Source organism: Candidatus Schekmanbacteria bacterium, assembly GCA_016219965.1.
Classification (GTDB): domain Bacteria; phylum Schekmanbacteria; class GWA2-38-11; order GWA2-38-11; family J061; genus JACRJM01.
This window is the reverse complement of the sequence record JACRJM010000007.1, coordinates 402,182-420,305: the sequence shown is the minus strand read 5'-3', so window position 1 is coordinate 420,305 and position 18,124 is coordinate 402,182. Positions and strand designations below refer to the sequence as shown.

Here is an 18,124-nt window from a genome sequence, read left to right as displayed (position 1 = left end):
CCATGTATAAAGAAGTCATGCATGAAGTAGAACAATTAATGGAAAAGTCGTTTAATTTTCTTGTCAAGGAGTTTGGAGGAGTGAGGACAGGAAGGGCTAGCGTCACCCTTTTTGAGGGAATAAAAGTCAACTACTACAACACACGGACTCCCCTTAATCAGGTAGCGACCATATCTATCCCTGAGAACCGCCTTGTCGTTCTCCAACCCTGGGACCCTACTGTCATTCCCGAGATAGAGAGGGCGATAATGAAATCAGACCTCGGGCTTACACCGAGCAGTGACGGCAAGGTCATACGTCTGCCTGTTCCTGAGCTTACCGAGGAAAGAAGGCATGAACTTGTAAAGCTTGTGAGAAAGATAGCGGAACGTGAAAGGGTGACAGTCCGGAATGAACGAAGGGACGGGAACGAGAAACTTAAAAAGCTTGAAAAAGATAGTAAAATTTCTAAAGATGATTACACCAGAGCGCATGATGAGATGCAAAAGCTGACAGACAAATATATTAAAAAAATAGATGATATTCTGAAGAACAAAGAAGATGAAATAATGAAGTTTTGATTTTGTTAATTTAAAAGATATTTGGAAGGAGGTGGAAATGCAATGCACGTAATTACAGATGAATGTATCGCATGCGGGACATGTGCAGAGGTATGTCCTGTTCAGGCTATCGAAGAAGCTGGAGATGTATATAAAATCAATGATTCATGTACGGATTGCGCTACATGTGTTGAGTCTTGCCCGGTTGATGCTATTAAGCCAGGGGCGTGAAGCAAGGCAAATATATCAGGAGGGCGAAGAAGGTTGAATTTTCTTCGCCCTTTTTGACTTTCTTTATGGGGGACTGAGAAAGTGCAAGGAGAGCGGAAAATCCCGTCACATATTGCTATTATTATGGATGGGAACGGAAGGTGGGCAAAGCAAAGGAGGCTCAACCGCATCCAGGGTCATAGACGTGCTACGGAAACCGTGAGGACTGTCGTAATGACATGCCGGGAACTCAATGTGGATGTCCTGACGCTGTATACTTTTTCACTTGAAAACTGGAAAAGACCCCGTGCCGAAGTGAAGGCTCTCATGATGCTCTTAAAACAGTTCCTCATTGAAGAGTTTGAAGAGATGCAGGAGAATAATGTGAGGCTCATCGCTTCCGGCAGACTTGAGCTTATCCCCTCCGATGTACGGCTTATCCTCGATAACGTTATCTCAAAGACATCATCTAACAATGGGATGATATTAAATCTCGCGTTGAGCTACGGCAGCCGCGCAGAGATAGTTGATGCCATAAAGAAGATAGCTGCAAGGGTCAAAAATGGAGAAATTGATGTCTCCGATATTGATGAGAAAGAGGTAACGGACAACCTTTATACTGCCGGGCTTCCTGACCCGGATCTTATGATACGCACAAGCGGGGAAATGAGGATATCCAATTTTCTTCTCTGGCAGTCCGCGTACTCTGAGATATGGATCACTCCAGTCCTCTGGCCTGATTTTAAAAAAGAGCATCTGTTTGCCGCCATAGAGGATTATCAAAAGAGAGAAAGAAGGTTCGGGCTCACAGGTGAACAGATACAGGAAAAGAAAAAAGTTTTCATATACTGATATTACACCTATAAAAGAAATCATCGCGCTATGAGCGAAATCAGAAGGTACACGACAGCCCTCATATTGGTGGCAGCGCTCATGCTCCTCCTTGAATTTGGGGGCTTTGCGGTATTTTCCATTATTGTCACCCTGGTCAGCATCATTTCTCTTTATGAATTAAAGACCCTTTTTAAGAATCTTGAAGTTGATCTGTCTTTAGCTCCGGTCATGTTATGCGGAGTCGGAGCCTGTTATGGTTTTTACAGCGGAAGAATATGGCTTGTCCTGCTTTCATATTTTTTATGCGTCATAATCGTCTCGGTTCTGAAGATGGTTTTTTACAAAGGCCCTATGAATTCTGTTTATTCCGTTGTTTTTTCCCTGTTCAGCATTGTTTATATAACTTTCCCTGTTGGATGTTTGATTAACATCAGAAGAATAGACGGCGGGTTGAGTTTCATATACATACTCCTCATGGCAACATGGGCAAGCGATACAGGCGCTTATCTTGCCGGGAAAAAATTCGGGAGAAGAAAACTTGCTCCTCTTATAAGCCCTAACAAGACCATTGAGGGACTCATGGGGGGGATATTGCTGACTATTGCGGCTTTCCTCATATGGTGGGGGATCGGCATAATTGCCTTGTGGCAGGCCGTTATTTTCGGAATAGCGATTTCCGTTTCAGCCACTGCCGGCGACCTTCTTGAATCAATCATTAAAAGAGGTGTTGGGGTAAAGGATTCAGGCTCAATCTTCCCCGGGCATGGAGGGATACTCGACAGAATAGATGCGCTTCTTTTTACAGCGCCTGTATGGTATATATGTATAATATTTTTAAGATGAGAAGGGATTAGCAGTTTATGGAATACGGCACAATACAGATGATAGAGAACATCGCGCGCAGAATAGATGATCTCGGGAGGCATCTTTGACCTCCCATCCAAGAAAATCCGTCTTGAAGAGCTTGAGGGCCTTATAGGCACCGGTGATTTCTGGCAGGACAAGGAGGGGGCAAAGAAAATCCTTGCTGAACGAAAAGGGATAGACAGGGTTGTCCAGGAATGGGACAAACTCTGGAGAAGATACAAGGATGCCTCAGAACTCTACGAGCTTGTGCGCAGCGAGCCTGATGAAGTCATGGAAAAAGAGCTTGCCGTTGAGATAGCCGCACTTGAAGAAGAACTTTCCAAAAGCGAACTCAAATTCATCCTCTCGGGTGAGCATGATTCAAGCAATGCCATTCTAACCATTCACCCGGGCGCAGGCGGCACCGAGTCGCAGGACTGGGCGCAGATGCTGATGCGGATGTACATAAGATGGGCAGAGAGAAGAGGATATTCGGTCGAGATAAACGACATGCTCCCCGGAGAAGAGGCGGGTGTTAAAAGCGCAACTATCTCCATCAAGGGAGAGTATGCCTATGGATATCTTAAAGCTGAAAGCGGCGTACACAGGCTTGTAAGGATATCTCCCTTTGATGCCAATAAAAGGCGTCACACTTCCTTTGTGTCCGTATTTGTTATTCCAGAAATTGAAGATGATGCTGAGATCGAGATAAAGGATGACGAACTCAAAGTTGATACATTCAGGGCAGGAGGTGCGGGAGGCCAGCATGTAAACAAATCAGACACTGCGGTGAGGATAACCCATCTTCCTACCAATATAGTTGTCGCCTGCCAGAACGAAAGGTCGCAGTATCAGAACAAGGTTACGGCGATGAAGATATTGAGGTCCAAGCTCTATGAGCTGAAGCTTGAACAGGATAAAGAGAAGATGGACGAGTTCCACAGCCAGAAAAAAGATATTGCATGGGGGAGCCAGATAAGGTCTTATGTGCTCCACCCTTACAGGATGGTAAAGGACCACCGCACTGACGTTGAAACAGGCAATGCTGACGCTGTCCTTGATGGAGAGTTAGACAAGTTTATAGACACATACCTTTTAAAGTTTTCAGGAAATAAGCAAGGGTAATTGGTTTTATCTGATCTGCAAATAAGTTAAAATACAGCGAAGAAATTTATTCATTTTATTCATGGGAGAAAAAGTAGTGACTGAAGAAAATGAACTGATAGCGAAACGCAAAGAGAAGCTTGCGGAGCTCAGAGAGAAGGGGATAAATCCCTTCCCTAATGATTTTGTCTCGGACCTTCTGGTAAGCGGCATTGTAGCTAAATATGCTGATTTGAAACCTGAAGAGTCGGATGATGTCAGCCCACCGCTTTCTGTTGCAGGAAGGATTTTGACCATGCGCGTCATGGGGAAAACCACCTTTGCCCATATACAGGACTCATCAGGGAAAATCCAGATAATGCTCCGCTTCAACGACCTTGGAGAAGAAGACTATCAGTTTGCCAAAAAATATTTTGATATCGGAGATTTTGTAGGTGCAACGGGAAAGGTCTTCAGGACAAAGACAGGGGAGCTTACCATATGGTGTACAAAGGTAAGGATTCTCACTAAGAGTTTGAGACCATTGCCTGAAAAGTGGCATGGATTAAAGAATATTGAGATACGCTATCGCCAGCGTTATGTTGACCTGATTGCAAATCCGGAAGTGAAAGAGGTCTTTGAGAAACGGTGCCTTATCATAAAAAATATAAGAAAATTCATGGATGACAGCGGCTTCCTTGAGGTTGAGACTCCGATGATGCAGTCTATCCCGGGAGGTGCGGCAGCGCGTCCGTTTAAGACACATCACAACGCGCTCGGCATGGACCTTTATCTCCGCATTGCGCCCGAGCTTTATTTGAAAAGGCTCGTGGTAGGAGGCTTTCACAGGATATACGAGATAAACAGGAACTTCAGGAATGAGGGTATTTCCACCCATCACAACCCTGAGTTTACAATGATGGAATTTTACCATGCTTACCAGACCTATACAGGGCTCATGGATTTTACGGAGCGTCTCATATCAACAGTGGCTAAGACTATTTCTGATGATTTGAAATTTCCCTTTGAAGGAAATGAGATAAACCTTTCTCCACCGTGGACGCGAATGACCATGTTCGAGGCTATAGAAAAGCATACCGGGATAACAAGAGAAAAACTTTCTGACATTAGGTCTGCTTCTGCCGAGGCTGGTGAACTTGGCATAAAACTTGAAAAAGGAACTACGCTTGGGAAGATAATACTCTCCATATTCGAGACTGTCGTTGAACCAAAGCTTATCAACCCGACATTCATCTATGATTTTCCTGTTGAGGTTTCTCCTCTTTCGAGAAGGAAGGACAGCGATACAACGATAGTCGAGAGGTTTGAGTTGTACATTGCCGGCTTTGAGCTTGCCAATGCTTTCAGCGAACTTAACGATCCTATTGACCAGTTCGAGAGGTTTCAGGAACAGGTTCGCGAAAGACAGGAGGGAGACGAAGAAGCTCATCAGATGGACCATGATTATGTAAGGGCCCTTGAATACGGGATGCCTCCCACTGCCGGAGAAGGAATAGGGATAGACAGGCTTGTAATGATACTTACCGGCTCCCCGTCAATCAGGGATGTGATATTTTTCCCGCAGCTAAAGCCTGAGAATTAAGCCATGTCATTTGAAACCTTTGTCGGGTTTCGTTTCCTCAAAGGAAAAGAGGGGAACAGGTTCCTTTCCATTATCACCATTGTGTCAGCGGCTGGTGTTGCGCTCGGCGTTGCCGTACTCCTCATAGTCATCTCAGTAATAGACGGCTATGAGGCGGAGATGAAGAACAAGATCCTCGGATCCAATTCCCATATAATCATGTTCAAAGCAGCGGATAACGGATTAATCTCCGGCTATCAGAATGTTGCAAACACAATATCAAGCGAGCCCGGAGTCTCACGGGCTGACCCATTTTTTTATCTTCAGGCAATGCTTTCAACTTCTAAGGGGAAAAGAGGAATAGTGCTTAAAGGAGTGGAGCCTTCCTATCTTGACGTAATAAGGAAATTCTCAAGGCTTGATCTTGCTGATAAGAATTTTACAGGAGGAGCGAAAAAGATAATCCTCGGAAAGGAACTGGCTGATGAGCTGGGCGTTATTCCGGGAGGCGAAGTAAACTGCCTTATTCCCCGTGGAATGGGAGGAGGCACTGTCATGCCGCGAGTATTCACATTTGTTGTAGCGGGCATATTTGAAAGCGGGATGTACGAGTGGGATTTGAACCTTGCCTACGGTGATATAGATACCGTAGGAAACATAATTGGCGCAGAAGGAAAGGCTTCTGCAATTGAGATAAGGCTTGATGACCCAGAGAAGGTCGCTTCTATCCTGGAACCCCTGTCAGCAAAGTTCCCGTTTCCCTATCACATGAACGACTGGCGCAAGATGAACCGCAATCTTTTTTCAGCCCTTTATGTGCAGAAGGTAATGCTTTTCATAATAGTAATGCTAATCCTTGTTGTTGCGTCATTCAACATAATGAGCACTCTTCTCATAAGCGTCCTTGAAAGAAGACGCGACATAGCAGTCTTAAAATCTGTAGGCGCTTCAAAGCGTGCCCTTCTAAAGCTTTTTCTGATAAAGGGAGCGGTGATAGGCATATGCGGTACGGTGGCAGGGAATATCATAGGACTTCTATGCTGTTATCTGCTTAAGGTCTATCCATTCATAAAGATTGACTATACTGTTTATTTTTTAAAGACTCTTCCTGTATCAATCAATCCTGTGACTTTCGGACTCATATCCATATACTCTCTTGCAGTGAGCCTTTTTTTCTCCCTCTTCCCTGCGTGGCAGGCTTCAAAACTTAACCCTGTCGAGCTTTTAAGATATGAATAGGATTAGCAGGAGGAACATACCGTGAGTTTTAGATGCGATCTTTTTCTGGCTTTGAGATATTTTAAGGGAAAGAAGAGGAACAGGCTTCTCTCTGCTATTTCCCTTATCTCGGTCCTTGGAATAACTATAGGCGTCATGGCCCTCATAATAATAATCTCCGTGATGAACGGCTTTCAGAGGGATTTAAGGGAAAAGATTCTGATTGCCCAACCCCACATCATGATACAGAAGTCGGGCGGAGGATTGATAGACCACTGGGAAGATGTTGTTAAAAAAGCAAAGGGATTTCGCGGCATAAAGGGAGTTTATCCGGTCATAAGGACACAGGCTATGGCTTTAAGTATTTCAGGTGCAACGGGACTTGAGCTCACAGGTATTGATTCTTCTGATGCTTTTAGCAGGGAGAGAATAGAGAAGATAACGTCTTCGGCAATTGCAGAGAGCATCAAGTCTTCTGAAAATAATAGTGGAAATGATAAAGGAATAATCATGGGGCGGGAACTTGCAAGAAGCCTTGCAGTCTCAACTGGCGACATGGTGCGCATAATGCTTCCCGAAGGAAGAGTTACCCCTTTTGGCAATGTGCCCACGGTAAGGAAGTTCCGCGTAAAAGGAATTTTCCAGAGCGGCATTTATCAGTATGACATGGCGACCGCCTATATAGATATAAATGATGCACGCGACCTGCTCGGCATTTCAAACTCTGTAACGAATATTGATATAGAGCTTAAGGATATCTTCAGCGCTGGTGAGACAGCCTCTGTGCTTTCCGGTTCACTACAAAATATGAGGGTGCGCACATGGGAGGAGATGAACAAACATCTCTTCGCGGCGCTTAAGCTTGAAAAGATAGCCATGTTTTCAATCCTGCTTTTAATCGTCATAGTGGCAGTCTTCAATGTGGCGAATACTCTAATAATGATGGTTATCGAGAAAAGAGGTGATGTGGCAATCCTTAAATCAATTGGCGCATCAAGCCGCGAGATAATGAGGATATTCATGATTGAAGGTCTGCTTACAGGGTTTATAGGGACATTTGCAGGTTCAGGGCTGGGACTCTTACTTTCATTTCTGCTCGAAAAGTATGAGATAGTGAAGCTTGATGACACGGTTTTTTATACCTCTAAAATACCGGTTGATGTTGAACCGCTCACAGTGGCACTAATTATTGTTTCAAGCCTTGCGCTTTCATTTCTTTCTACGCTTTATCCGTCTAAGTATGCTTCGAAGCTTAATCCGGCGGAGGTGCTGCGCTTCGATTAGTGCAAAAAATAATGTCATTCCGCTTATCTTTGTGATTCCCGTGTAAACTAGAATCAAATATAATGTAAAAAAATATTTCCAGCAAATATTGATTTGTGAAGTCTAAATTTTAGCATATAAAAAATAAATAATGTTACTGACAAGAGAAAAAGCAAATTATGCTCTTATTCTGATTATCATCTTTTCTGTTTCTATACGTTTTATTTGCATCGACAATCCAATTGCAGATGAACATGCTTGGAGACAAACGAACAGAGCTATGATAGCCAGGAATTTTTCTAATAATGGGATGAATTTTCTCTATCCTCAGGTTGACTGGGCAGGCAAATCTTCCGGCTACGCACAAACAGAATTTCCTATTTATCCTTATGCTGTTGCCCTGCTTTATAAGCTTTTCGGTGTAAATGAATACTTGGGAAGATTGATATCAATCTTTTTTTTTACCATAACTTTATTGTTTATCTATAAGCTTACGAGGAAGTTATGGAATCAGGAAATAGCTCTTTTAGCTTCTTTTTCATTCTCCATACTTCCTCTCAATCTTTTTTTCACCAGGGCTTTTATACCCGAACCGATGCTCTCTTTCTTCACCACATGTTCAATTTTCTATTCCATAATGTGGAGTGAAAAAGAGAAAAACAGATATTTCCTGTTCTCGGCGGTTGCAGCAAGCCTGGCATTGTTGATAAAGCTTATGGCAGCAGTATATCTTGCAATCCCGCTTGCATACATCTGGTACAGGAAGAGAAGATTGTTGAGCTCTAAAGCTGTCATTTTCTCCATCATTGTCCTTGTTCCAAATATCTTATGGTATTTACATTCTTATTGGACTTATAAATGGAGCGGGATAACTATCTTCGGAAGCGAAGGGAGCGGCACCTGGCGTTTTGCTGATATTCATATTCTGATTGATCCGCGTTTCTATCTTACAATCTTTGAGATGTTTTTGAATGCGTTAACTCCCCTTGGTTTATTATTATTTGCAGGTGGAATTTTTTTGAGAAAAGAGAAGCCGGAGCAAGGGTATATTAAAGCATGGATGGTCGGGATGTTTGTCTTTATTATCATGTTTGCGCGTGGAAGCATGAAGCATAATTATTATCAGGTTCCTCTTATGGTGCCGGCTTCAATTATGATCGGTGCTTTTATATACTACTCTGCTGGCTGGATTTCAGTTTTCTTTCAGAAAACTGGAAAATACGAACGGTTCCGGACTGCATTTGTCGCAGTAATTCTGTTTTTTTTCTGTTGTCTTGTTCCGGTCTATGTGAAAAATTATTACAGGCTCCATTCCGAGCAAACTCTCAAGGCAGGTATGATAACACAGAGAATAGCACAGCGGGATTCACTTGTTGCTTTTGTAAATGATAAACCGAGGTGGGTTCAGTTTACGTATTACTGTGAAAGAAAGACAGTCCATCACTCCTTAAGCAAGCTAAATAAGAAATGGATTAAGCACAATAGTGATAATGGCACGGCATTTCTTGTGATGTCCTTTGAGAAAAAAGAAAATAATAGTAAAAACTTTTTAAAAGTTAGCCCTATTGGAAAATTTTTAGCTGCGAAGTATCTAATCAGCTATCAAGACACAAAAATAATTATTTTCAAGCTATGAAGAAATAATGTTGAAAACTCTAGGGCTTCCCTTTCCGATTGACAAACGGCTTTGAATTTGTATTATCTCTTTTTGCATTATTGCGGGAATAGCTCAGCTGGTAGAGCACGACCTTGCCAAGGTCGGGGTCGCGGGTTCGAGCCCCGTTTCCCGCTTTTTTTTTGCTTTTTGGCAGAAAGAAATCAATCCGGCGGCATAGCCAAGTGGCTAAGGCAGCGGTCTGCAAAACCGTTATTCTCCGGTTCGAGTCCGGATGCCGCCTTTTTTTTATTTACCCAAAGAGGCCAAAAAAGGATCGTATTTTTTCCGCCTGGCGCGGATAGACGCTCTTTCCCAGTATAACGAGTTCCGGGTTCGTAAAAAGAATCTCTTCGACTTCATCTTCAGATATGATTTTCTTAAGATGCTTGATGCAAATGCTTATTTCAGGAGTCCTTCCCACTGATGAATGTGCGTCAGATGCGACAAAATGAACCATCCTGTGGGAGATGAATTTTTTTGCCGATTTTTTTGCATCATATCCAAATTCTCCAATCACACTCATTGCGGTTATCTGAGAAAGCGCTCCGATTCCTATCATTTCAAACAGAAGGTTCGGGTTGCGCTGAAACATCAAATTTCTTTCAGGATGGCTGATTACAGGTGTGATCCGTTTTAAAATAAGACTTGATAAAAGCTCTTTTATCCTTTCGGATACAAACTGATTTGGAAACTCAAGGAGAATGTGGTTTTTCCGGTTTAGCGTAAAAACTTCATTTGACTCGATCTTGCTTATTAGATCATGGGAAATGTGCGCATCGGAACCGGGAAGGATTTCAACATTGCACCCCCTGTCTGTTAACAGATTGTTCAGCTCTTCTATTTTAGCAAGGATATAATCCGGTTTGGGCTGGTACAGGCCTTCGAGCTGATGTGGGGTAGCAACTATTTTTTTTATGCCGTCGGCTTCGGCAATTTTAGCCATTTCAATTGACTCGTCAATATTGTCAGGACCGTCATCTATGGAAGGCAATATATGGCAATGAATATCTATCATTCACAGATTTTACAATGTAATAAACTAAAAGTAAAGCTGGGCGGAATATACTAAATTGCTCAAATAAATTATTTCTTGAATATCATGGGAAGTAGTGATAAATAACATCTAATCAGGAGATAATAATATGGGTGAAAGAAAAGACAGATCCAGTCAGCTTGCTGAGAAATTCGGATGTATTGGTTGCTGGTGCTTTGGAAATGGTTATTATGCCATAAATGAGGCAGAAGATAATCCAATAGACTTTCTGACTGAGGAAAAAGAATACGCTGAGTATTGTTTTACAAAATGTGTTTATACGCATCAGTGCTGGGAAGCTTTTCTTGAAGAGAATAACTGCTCCCAGACCGATGAAGAAATAATTGAGAGGGCAAGTTTTAAGCATTTCATCAGCGGGCTTACCTCTAAACCCATCAATAACCACTGACTCAAGCGTAATATTTTAACATTATACTTCGTCAGTGACTGGCTCATAAATACTTTTTCATAGAAAACCACTTCCTTTTCTAATGAATTATCCGGTCTGCTCGGGGAGCAGACCCTACAACTATTCTCACAGACCCTACAAATAAACTCACAGACCCTGCATCATTTTCTGTAGGACATGTTACGCTTCTGTAGGGCACGTTCCCCGAACGTGCCGTCAGATTTGTCATCTCTAAATCCTTCGATTCTTTTTTATTACCAATTACTCCAAATAATTTGACTGCTTAAGTATCCCTCCAGTGAACCGAAACCCTCACTTGTAAATAGCTCTAAAAGTGACTAATTAAAAAATAGAGGCTTATATGAGTGACGTTATTATGAATACTAAAACAGTAGCTTTTAAGTTCCCCGGGGCGGTGCTCGTTGATCCGCCAAGTAAAGTATTAAATGATAAACAAACTAAGTCTAAAATAAAAACATTTGAAGAGATATCCGGGCTTCTTTCCAGTCTGATCGAAAAAAATGAGGAAGTCCTTGCGCTGGTATCTGCCGCTGAAAAGATAAAAATCTGGGAGGCGGTAATAACTCTCTGTTATGCTTACACTGTCAAAAAAGTCGTTCTTGTATTCACTGACAGGAGACTTATTGAAATATCAACCGGCGGTCCTTTGCTCTTAGGAAACAGGATAAGAATTGTAAGATATTCTGCAATAAAAGATATCAGATGCTCAGCAGGAATCTGGAAAAGCCTTGATGTAAAATGCAGAGATAATCTTGCATTATCCTATGAGAACCTTAGCAAAGCCGATATTGAAGATATTGCAGGAAGGCTTAAGAACAGGATATTGAGCGCCCCGCGAAGCATACAGAATGGTAATGTAAAGTTTGCATATCATGTCTGCCCTGACTGTCTTTCTCTTCTGAGAGAAGGTGTTTTTTGCTGTCAGGCATGCGGTAAAAAATTCAAGGATGACAAGAAACTTCTTCAGGATTCTCTTTTGATCCCGGGAGGCGCATATATGAAGACTGGATTCTTCCGCGCAGGCATTGCAGGACTTTTCACAGAATTGTTTTTCATGGCAGGGGCGGTTTTTTATATTTATGAGATATTTCTTAAAGGCATGTCTTATATGCCCTTCGCACTTTTCTATCTCTTCCTTCTTGTATCAACAAAAACCCTGAGCTATTTTTTCTGCCTCAAACAGATAAGGTCATTCATTCCGGAAAAAGATAAGACCGGTCAACAGCTGCGGTAAGGGCAATCCTTCATCCCGCATATATTACAGGTTCCGGGGATTTCTTTTTTAAGCTTTCCAGTATAAAGGCAAAAGCTTATGCTCTTTTGAGGCACCATCATGAATGATGATGTGAGAGCCACTCCAATTTTTTTGAATGGGATTATGTCTGATATTTTTTTCTGTTCCTTAACCTTGAACTTTCCATATCCAGGACTGAAGCGGCGGGATATTCCGGTTTTCTTCCCTTTTAATTTGTCGCAAATCATGTGGTTTAAATTCCCTGCCGCATCTTCAACTGCAACTGACCCTACAGCATCGAGTATCATTGCACGGGTGTATTCGCCATCCTTTTGAAGCTTGTCAGCCTCCTCTTCAAGGGCAGGACCTATGGTCACAAGGGCAAAACAGATTCGGTCAATTGATGTCATGTAATTCTTGAAAGTGTTTTCGCCAATCTTTATGCCGCCTTCTATTTCAACACCGTCACCATCAGAATTTATTACTTTTCTAAATTCATAAAGCGCCTGAGGCCTTGCGAGTTTCATCCCCCGCGCTATTTCTTCATCTATCAGCCTTGCGAGATTGTCATTGATTTTTCCCGCAGACTCCTTTTTTATTTTCAGGATCTTTAACAGCTCATCTTTATCAATTTTTATTGGAATATTCTTTATCAGCTTCATGCTCTTGAAATCACCTGTTTAAAAATAATGTACCCTCCCCATAAAAGCGAAAGAATCATCACGACGATTCCGGCATTATGGATAATATTTGCAATAGTGTGATCATACCGGAGAGCCTGTAGTTTGCCAAGAATGAATTCCCAGTCATGCCCCTCAACTTCCTTTCCTGTCACTCCGCCCAGGAGTAAAAGATTTAAATCCCTCGCATCATTTATATAGGGGGCAATATCAAGAAAATTTTCTCCAGTCCACCACAATGCTACTGATCCTCCGAAGGTGTCACGTGTTTTTATAAGGAAAGTGAAAAGACAGGCAAACGGTATGAGCAGTTGCCCCAGTGTGCCGCCAAGAGCGCTCATAAATCTCCCAAAGGGCATGAATATAATATGCCCTGCTTCATGGAAGGGGATGTTTATGAAATGGAGGAAACTTTCCCCCGAATGATTGCTCTCCATTGGAAAACGGAAAAAGTTTATGCTCCAGGCCAGAATGAATAAGAAAACAATTATTCTCCCGCCAAGATAAAAGGGATTGGTGCCGGGAGCTACGTAGAACAAGAAGTCTTTTAATGAGATGAGAGAAGATACTGTTTCATCATCACAAGCCTTAGGAATCTTTTCTTCAGCAAGTAAATTCTGATGCTCTTCATATTTTTCGAAAATAATCCCGCACCTTGTGCATTCAGTATTTCCGTCAGCCTGTTCTATTTTGCATTTAGGACATATCATTATCTTACCTTTTAAGATTTCTGAGTTGATGGAATGGATTGTCAATCATAAATCATTTTATAATATTTGTTATCTTTTTTTACACGTTCAAATTATCTTATAGGCACTTTTTCTTGACTAAGTATTTTAATGATGAGTATAAAATTGACAATCAGGGAATAAATATAAAGAGGAATGTTAGGTCTTTGAAATTATGATGGAGGCGAAAAATGAATGATGTTAAAACTGAGGCTTCAGCATTGGGCCCTCCCAGTCAAAAAAAGGAAACAGAACCACGTGAAACTGGCACGATTGAGTCTGGTGTGCCACCATCTGGACGACGAGCAGCATTCAGAGATGTTAGAAGGCAATTGACCGACGAAGAGTTGTTCTCCCCTGGCGTGCAGAAGCTTATCCTCGGCCTGCTCGAAGAAGCTGATGATGAGCGGGAGTATTTAAGATCATACATAAACCTCTATCATGAATCCGACAAGAAAGCAGCAGTACTCTCTGAGAAATTACTGACTCAAAAAGCAATAGAGATTTTTTTTGGCGTAGGAGTAGGTCTCGGGGGCGCTATCATCGGTCTGATGCCGTTTTTTTGGGGAGAGAAGTCCGAATATGGCGTCATCGCTGGTATAGTTGGTTTATGCATTATAGTGGGCGCATCTGTCGGGAGGATTGTAAAAAGATGAAGATTGAAATAGTCAATATCGTCGACAGAGGTGTAGCCAACAAAGAGCGGTTGTGGCTTAAAGTCATTGCTACTACGAACCTAAATTACTTTATTGTGTTTGACACAACGTATACGTCTCAGAATGCAATCTCAAACCTCCAACGGCACGCATACTGGTTCAAGCCAAAAGAGGTACGCGCTGGGGACTCCGTAGTCCTTTATACAAAATCGGGAACACCAAGTGAACAGAAGAACCAAGATGGGTCTACAACACACTTCATGTTTTGGGGACTTGAGAAAACTGTCTGGAATAATTCCGGTGATTGTGCCGTACTATTCGAGGTTAACTCATGGCAGACTTCCAAATATAGTGACTGACCCCCCCCAGTACACGCTGCACTTGAACGAGTGCGTTAGGTCGTTTTTTTTGCTTACATTGCTATGATGGATGCCAATTAGTTGTAGGCATATTGTTATCTTTCAGTGACTCATTACTCAATTCTGTGTTAGATCAATAAAAATCGAAGGAGACAAGATGAGGCTAGTAGTGTAAAATTTTCATAACGACAAATATAAGTCATAAATTTGTGAGACAAGAAACGAAATGACTGCGTGAAAAAAGTAGAGGGTGAAAATTTTCGAAAAACTTATCTCTCAGAGTGAGCAGTTTGTAGATAACGAAGATTTGTCCCCATCTATTGTTTCAAATATAGGATTAAAATGATTCTTCAGAAAAAATCACTTGAGAAATTAAGAAACCTGATTAATGAAGAAACGGAATATCGTTCCGGCCCTCAATTAGTTAGTTTTTTTAATGAGTTAGGATTTAAGGATCAATATTTACAAGGATTCCCTTCAAGATGGATGTACACAGATGAAAAGCTTTCCAAAATCAACGGTACTCCTGAATTGGACAAATGTATCAAGAAATTGTTTGCACCAGTAAACTTCATTGGTCGATTTGCTGATTTAGACAAATTCATCAAAGAGTTTAATCAATATCTCGCATTTGATAATTGGAAAGTTGTCAGGAATGAAAAAGAAATAATATTTGCAAAAGCTGATAAAATAAACTTCGAAGATAGTTCAAGTGAAACAGAAGAAGATGAGTTTTTAAAAAGAGAGTTTAGCGAAATTTCACTTGAGAAAATTGGACTTGATGGAGTTATTACCGAGACATTGAAATATCGATTTGAAGAAATGAAAAAATGTTTATCTGTCACTGCGCCACTTTCTGTAATATTTCTTGCAGGAAGTACACTGGAGGGTATTTTACTTGGAATAGCTTTAAAACATCCAAAAGAATTTAATCAATCAAAGATGTCACCAAAAGATAAGGAAGGAAAAGTTAAACAATTTCCAGATTGGTCATTAAACAATTTTATTGATGTAGCATATGATGTAGGTCTCCTACTGGAAGATGTACGAAAATTTAGTCATTCGTTAAGATATTTTAGAAACTATATTCACCCATATGAGCAAGTTAGTAGTGGGTTTAATCCTGATAAACACACTGCTGCAATATGCTGGCAAGTTTTAAAGGCAGCAATATATCAGTTAACTAAAAATGATATTAAACGAGCAGGATGATGTTGTCTATGTATTAAGTTCAAAAGGGTAATAAGGTCAAATCTTCATAGCTAACAAATGTAAGTCATAAATGTTTAAGTCGAGAGACAAAATAGCTTTGTGAAAAATTCAGAAGGTTAAAATACTCAAAAAACTTATCTCTAATATTGCAACGGTTTGTGGATAATGAAGAAAAAAACAAAATCCTGAAAGATAAACAATGAAAAAAATTAGATTAACTAAAGAAGAACGAGAGATTGAAAGCGCATTACTGCGTGGTGAGTATAAAAAGATAAAAGGTAAAGAACTTGAAAAAATAGAGAGGTCTCTTAAATCACGAAAGAAAGATATAACAATGACTATAAGAGTTAATAGTGAAGATATTGAAAAAATAAAAGTTAAAGCAAAAAAAATAGGTATAAAATATCAAACTTATATCTCTGAGATTATCCATCAAGTTGCAGAGTAATTAAAAAATAACAAATTGAATATCGCATGATACTCTCAGTGTTACACTCTGATACCATTCAGTCCTCAGGGGGTCTTTGTGGAAATAGAGATTAAATTTGAATGTTCCGGAGTGGAGTGGAAAGTGGTATCGGAAACGCTAAAGCGTGTCGGAATGGGGTATCATGAGCCCGGCATACACAGGAAAGCCTTTGAGAACAGCTATGTCGCTGTGTTTGTCTATCATGACGGACAGTTGATTGGTTTTGGCAGGGCAATTTCCGATGGGGCTTATCAGGCCGCTATCTATGATGTAGCTGTTGTCCCTGAATTCCAAAAAAAGGGGATTGGAACTAAAATTATTACAAACATCCTCTCCCGTCTCTCGCAGTGCAATGTCATCCTCTTTGCCTCTCCCGGTAAAGAAGATTTTTACAGAAAATTAGGATTGCGGAAAATGAAGACCGGCATGGCACTCTTCAGAAAAGCAGATGAGATGAAGGGAAAAGGATTCACAGAGTAAATTACTCGCATATTGTCTATCGATAAACTATTTTTCTTATTGCTTGCATAAAAATAATAAGCTTTTTTAATGTGTAAAGAAGGATGATTATGTATACCAAAAGAACCAATATAGTTTTGGAAGACAAACTAATAAACGAGGCAAAGAAATTGACTTCCTTGAAAACAAAAAAGGAAGTGGTTGAGCTGGCTCTGCGTGAGTTGGTGAGCCGGTTAAAAAGGAAGAAGCTTCTCACAGGAAGACATAAAGGACTTTGGGAAGGAAATCTTTCAGATTTAAGATAGATAAACTTGTCTTTCTTATTGTTCCCGTATAGAGGGCAATCCAGTCTGTTTCTCCCGTTCATTAAAAACCAGATGAGATGAAGGGAAAAGGATTTACCGAGTAGATTCCTTGCAAATTTCTTTTCAATAATTTAATTTTAAAATAGAAGCGTATAGAATGAGGAAAAGATTTATGACGTATGTTATCATCTCTCACCCATTCATGTCTGAGACTAAACTCAAACCATGAAAGGAGTCATGCCATGAGCAAATCCTATGTTCGTCTTGATAAAAACAATGCCGCTGTACTGTTGGTAGATCACCAGTCCGGCCTCTTGTCACTAGTGCGCGATATCGATCCGGATACATTCAGGAATAACGTCTTGGCTCTGGCCGATCTCGCAAAATATTTCAAGCTACCAACCATCCTAACTACAAGTTTTGAAGATGGGCCGAATGGGCCGTTGATGACAGAGTTGAAGGAAACCTTCCCTGGTGCACCCTACATTGCCCGTCCCGGCCAGATCAATGCCTGGGATAATGAGGAGTTCGTCAAGGCAGTAAAGTCTACCGGCAAGAAGCAGTTGATCGTTGCCGGCATAGTGACTGAAGTATGTGTCGCTTTTCCGGCGTTGTCGGCCTTGGAGGAAGGCTTTGAAGTCTTTGTCGTAACAGATGCCTCGGGCACATTCAACGAGGTTACACGACATTCCGCCTGGGATCGCATGTCTGCCGCAGGTGCGCAACTTATGACCTGGTTCGGTGTGGCCTGCGAATTGCATCGAGACTGGCGCAATGATGTTGAGGGTCTGGGAATGTTGTTCTCTAAGCACATCCCCGACTACCGCAACCTTATCAACAGCTATATGTCGCTTAAGTCCGGCAAGTAAATATGGGATGGAAGATATGAAGGGAAAAGGGTTTACGGAGTAAATTGCCACTCCATAAAATCCTTGACTATTAAAGCAGGAAGTCTAATATGCGGTTGTTAGGGGAGCCTGATGAGGGCTGAGAAATCCCGGTTTGCGGGGTGACCCTTTGAACCTGATCTGGGTAATGCCAGCGAAGGGAGCAAAGATTTGCCTTATTGATAATAGCCGGGACCTTTTAGGTTTCCGGTTTTTTTATTTTTGGTGCGGTGAGTTGATGCAATTAAAAATTAACGGTGAGTTGAAAGAATTCAGCGGAGAGCTTACGGTTTACGCACTTCTGGAATCTTTGGGAATTGCCGGAAAACAGGTTGCCGTGGAGCTTAACAGGGAAGTCATTAAAAAAGAAGATTACATGTCGGTGTCCTTAAAAGACGGAGACATTGTTGAGATAATACATTTTGTTGGAGGAGGATGAA

23 protein-coding genes, 2 tRNA genes and 1 riboswitch are annotated in these 18,124 nt (G+C 41.3%); of the genes, 21 read left to right on the top strand and 4 right to left on the bottom strand.

The genetic code is table 11. The annotated features are described in order from the left end of the window. Positions 1–2 precede the first annotated feature (2 nt). From frr to HZA77_10335, 11 genes are all read left to right on the top strand, one after another. A complete protein-coding gene (frr, locus tag HZA77_10385; GenBank protein ID MBI5375832.1) occupies positions 3–560 on the top strand; it encodes a ribosome recycling factor in 558 nt (185 codons plus the stop codon). A gap of 42 nt (positions 561–602) precedes the next feature. After that, positions 603–770 carry a 4Fe-4S binding protein gene (locus HZA77_10380; GenBank protein MBI5375831.1) on the top strand — a complete coding sequence of 56 codons (168 nt, stop codon included), beginning with the start codon at positions 603–605 and terminating at the stop codon, positions 768–770. A 123-nt stretch (positions 771–893) separates the two neighbouring features. Further along, positions 894–1,601 carry an isoprenyl transferase gene (locus HZA77_10375; GenBank protein MBI5375830.1) on the top strand — a complete coding sequence of 236 codons (708 nt, stop codon included), beginning with the start codon at positions 894–896 and terminating at the stop codon, positions 1,599–1,601. 30 nt (positions 1,602–1,631) lie between these two features. Continuing rightward, a complete protein-coding gene (locus HZA77_10370; protein MBI5375829.1) occupies positions 1,632–2,426 on the top strand; it encodes a phosphatidate cytidylyltransferase in 795 nt (264 codons plus the stop codon). Positions 2,427–2,464: 38 nt separating this feature from the next. Next, a protein-coding gene (prfB, locus tag HZA77_10365) for a peptide chain release factor 2 (protein ID MBI5375828.1) occupies positions 2,465–3,554 on the top strand; the annotation gives its coding sequence in 2 pieces (ribosomal slippage) (positions 2,465–2,506 and positions 2,508–3,554; 1,089 coding nt in all). Between the two features lie 61 nt (positions 3,555–3,615). Further along, positions 3,616–5,115, top strand: a complete 1,500-nt coding sequence (lysS, locus tag HZA77_10360; GenBank protein ID MBI5375827.1) for a lysine--tRNA ligase — start codon at positions 3,616–3,618, stop codon at positions 5,113–5,115. Between the two features lie 3 nt (positions 5,116–5,118). Then, positions 5,119–6,333, top strand: a complete 1,215-nt coding sequence (locus HZA77_10355) for an ABC transporter permease (protein ID MBI5375826.1) — start codon at positions 5,119–5,121, stop codon at positions 6,331–6,333. Between the two features lie 21 nt (positions 6,334–6,354). After that, positions 6,355–7,596, top strand: a complete 1,242-nt coding sequence (locus HZA77_10350) for a lipoprotein-releasing ABC transporter permease subunit (GenBank protein ID MBI5375825.1) — start codon at positions 6,355–6,357, stop codon at positions 7,594–7,596. Between the two features lie 130 nt (positions 7,597–7,726). After that, entirely contained in the window at positions 7,727–9,211 is a 1,485-nt protein-coding gene (locus HZA77_10345; GenBank protein MBI5375824.1) for a glycosyltransferase family 39 protein, read from the top strand. 82 nt (positions 9,212–9,293) lie between these two features. Next, positions 9,294–9,366: transfer RNA gene (locus HZA77_10340), tRNA-Gly, on the top strand. 34 nt (positions 9,367–9,400) lie between these two features. Continuing rightward, positions 9,401–9,473: transfer RNA gene (locus HZA77_10335), tRNA-Cys, on the top strand. 9 nt (positions 9,474–9,482) lie between these two features. Here the strand turns inward: HZA77_10335 and HZA77_10330 are convergent. Next, positions 9,483–10,247 (bottom strand): tyrosine protein phosphatase, encoded by a 765-nt coding sequence (locus HZA77_10330; protein MBI5375823.1) that lies wholly within the window; start codon positions 10,245–10,247, stop codon positions 9,483–9,485. A 127-nt stretch (positions 10,248–10,374) separates the two neighbouring features. On the opposite strand from HZA77_10330, the gene HZA77_10325 reads away from it, so the two are divergent. Further along, a complete protein-coding gene (locus tag HZA77_10325) occupies positions 10,375–10,674 on the top strand; it encodes a hypothetical protein (GenBank protein ID MBI5375822.1) in 300 nt (99 codons plus the stop codon). Between the two features lie 79 nt (positions 10,675–10,753). Here HZA77_10325 and HZA77_10320 read toward each other — a convergent pair whose 3' ends face one another. Beyond that, positions 10,754–10,903 (bottom strand): hypothetical protein, encoded by a 150-nt coding sequence (locus tag HZA77_10320; protein ID MBI5375821.1) that lies wholly within the window; start codon positions 10,901–10,903, stop codon positions 10,754–10,756. A 132-nt stretch (positions 10,904–11,035) separates the two neighbouring features. Here HZA77_10320 and HZA77_10315 point away from each other — a divergent pair, with 132 nt between their 5' ends. Next, entirely contained in the window at positions 11,036–11,929 is an 894-nt protein-coding gene (locus tag HZA77_10315) for a PH domain-containing protein (GenBank protein MBI5375820.1), read from the top strand. Here HZA77_10315 and HZA77_10310 read toward each other — a convergent pair. Then, positions 11,914–12,591 carry a hypothetical protein gene (locus HZA77_10310; protein ID MBI5375819.1) on the bottom strand — a complete coding sequence of 226 codons (678 nt, stop codon included), beginning with the start codon at positions 12,589–12,591 and terminating at the stop codon, positions 11,914–11,916. The two genes, HZA77_10315 and HZA77_10310, sit on opposite strands and share 16 nt — an antisense overlap. Beyond that, positions 12,588–13,319, bottom strand: coding sequence for a zinc ribbon domain-containing protein (locus HZA77_10305; protein MBI5375818.1), 732 nt, complete (start codon positions 13,317–13,319; stop codon positions 12,588–12,590). Before HZA77_10305 ends, HZA77_10310 begins: the two co-directional genes overlap by 4 nt. A 209-nt stretch (positions 13,320–13,528) precedes the next feature. On the opposite strand from HZA77_10305, the gene HZA77_10300 reads away from it, so the two are divergent. The 8 genes from HZA77_10300 (at position 13,529) to thiS (ending at position 18,123) form a co-directional block, all read left to right on the top strand. Beyond that, positions 13,529–13,993 (top strand): hypothetical protein, encoded by a 465-nt coding sequence (locus HZA77_10300; GenBank protein ID MBI5375817.1) that lies wholly within the window; start codon positions 13,529–13,531, stop codon positions 13,991–13,993. Then, the gene (locus HZA77_10295) at positions 13,948–14,352 is read left to right on the top strand and encodes a hypothetical protein (GenBank protein MBI5375816.1); all 405 of its coding nucleotides are present in this window, start codon (positions 13,948–13,950) and stop codon (positions 14,350–14,352) included. The genes HZA77_10300 and HZA77_10295 overlap by 46 nt, the downstream gene beginning before the upstream one ends. A 342-nt stretch (positions 14,353–14,694) precedes the next feature. After that, on the top strand, positions 14,695–15,564 hold the full coding sequence (locus HZA77_10290) for a hypothetical protein (GenBank protein MBI5375815.1): 870 nt from the start codon (positions 14,695–14,697) through the stop codon (positions 15,562–15,564). A 199-nt stretch (positions 15,565–15,763) separates the two neighbouring features. Further along, the gene (locus tag HZA77_10285; protein ID MBI5375814.1) at positions 15,764–16,012 is read left to right on the top strand and encodes a hypothetical protein; all 249 of its coding nucleotides are present in this window, start codon (positions 15,764–15,766) and stop codon (positions 16,010–16,012) included. A 78-nt stretch (positions 16,013–16,090) separates the two neighbouring features. Next, positions 16,091–16,513 (top strand): GNAT family N-acetyltransferase, encoded by a 423-nt coding sequence (locus HZA77_10280; protein MBI5375813.1) that lies wholly within the window; start codon positions 16,091–16,093, stop codon positions 16,511–16,513. Between the two features lie 89 nt (positions 16,514–16,602). Further along, positions 16,603–16,797 carry a type II toxin-antitoxin system VapB family antitoxin gene (locus HZA77_10275; protein ID MBI5375812.1) on the top strand — a complete coding sequence of 65 codons (195 nt, stop codon included), beginning with the start codon at positions 16,603–16,605 and terminating at the stop codon, positions 16,795–16,797. Positions 16,798–17,039: 242 nt separating this feature from the next. After that, entirely contained in the window at positions 17,040–17,666 is a 627-nt protein-coding gene (locus HZA77_10270; protein MBI5375811.1) for a hydrolase, read from the top strand. Positions 17,667–17,756: 90 nt separating this feature from the next. Continuing rightward, a riboswitch (TPP riboswitch) is annotated at positions 17,757–17,863 on the top strand. A gap of 59 nt (positions 17,864–17,922) precedes the next feature. Next, entirely contained in the window at positions 17,923–18,123 is a 201-nt protein-coding gene (gene thiS / locus HZA77_10265) for a sulfur carrier protein ThiS (protein ID MBI5375810.1), read from the top strand. Position 18,124: the final 1 nt, after the last annotated feature.

Coding starts and splice junctions, on each gene's coding strand:
- thiS (MBI5375810.1), top strand. CDS start 17,923: ATGCAATTAAAAATTAACGGTGAGTTGAAAGAATTCAGCGGAGAGCTT.
- HZA77_10285 (MBI5375814.1), top strand. CDS start 15,764: ATGAAAAAAATTAGATTAACTAAAGAAGAACGAGAGATTGAAAGCGCA.
- HZA77_10380 (MBI5375831.1), top strand. CDS start 603: ATGCACGTAATTACAGATGAATGTATCGCATGCGGGACATGTGCAGAG.
- HZA77_10295 (MBI5375816.1), top strand. CDS start 13,948: ATGCATTATAGTGGGCGCATCTGTCGGGAGGATTGTAAAAAGATGAAG.
- HZA77_10315 (MBI5375820.1), top strand. CDS start 11,036: ATGAGTGACGTTATTATGAATACTAAAACAGTAGCTTTTAAGTTCCCC.
- HZA77_10275 (MBI5375812.1), top strand. CDS start 16,603: ATGTATACCAAAAGAACCAATATAGTTTTGGAAGACAAACTAATAAAC.
- HZA77_10270 (MBI5375811.1), top strand. CDS start 17,040: ATGAGCAAATCCTATGTTCGTCTTGATAAAAACAATGCCGCTGTACTG.
- HZA77_10290 (MBI5375815.1), top strand. CDS start 14,695: ATGATTCTTCAGAAAAAATCACTTGAGAAATTAAGAAACCTGATTAAT.
- lysS (MBI5375827.1), top strand. CDS start 3,616: ATGGGAGAAAAAGTAGTGACTGAAGAAAATGAACTGATAGCGAAACGC.
- frr (MBI5375832.1), top strand. CDS start 3: ATGTATAAAGAAGTCATGCATGAAGTAGAACAATTAATGGAAAAGTCG.
- HZA77_10355 (MBI5375826.1), top strand. CDS start 5,119: ATGTCATTTGAAACCTTTGTCGGGTTTCGTTTCCTCAAAGGAAAAGAG.
- HZA77_10305 (MBI5375818.1), bottom strand. CDS start 13,319: ATGATATGTCCTAAATGCAAAATAGAACAGGCTGACGGAAATACTGAA.
- HZA77_10310 (MBI5375819.1), bottom strand. CDS start 12,591: ATGAAGCTGATAAAGAATATTCCAATAAAAATTGATAAAGATGAGCTG.
- HZA77_10325 (MBI5375822.1), top strand. CDS start 10,375: ATGGGTGAAAGAAAAGACAGATCCAGTCAGCTTGCTGAGAAATTCGGA.
- HZA77_10345 (MBI5375824.1), top strand. CDS start 7,727: ATGTTACTGACAAGAGAAAAAGCAAATTATGCTCTTATTCTGATTATC.
- HZA77_10330 (MBI5375823.1), bottom strand. CDS start 10,247: ATGATAGATATTCATTGCCATATATTGCCTTCCATAGATGACGGTCCT.
- HZA77_10320 (MBI5375821.1), bottom strand. CDS start 10,903: ATGACAAATCTGACGGCACGTTCGGGGAACGTGCCCTACAGAAGCGTA.
- HZA77_10370 (MBI5375829.1), top strand. CDS start 1,632: ATGAGCGAAATCAGAAGGTACACGACAGCCCTCATATTGGTGGCAGCG.
- HZA77_10300 (MBI5375817.1), top strand. CDS start 13,529: ATGAATGATGTTAAAACTGAGGCTTCAGCATTGGGCCCTCCCAGTCAA.
- HZA77_10375 (MBI5375830.1), top strand. CDS start 894: ATGGATGGGAACGGAAGGTGGGCAAAGCAAAGGAGGCTCAACCGCATC.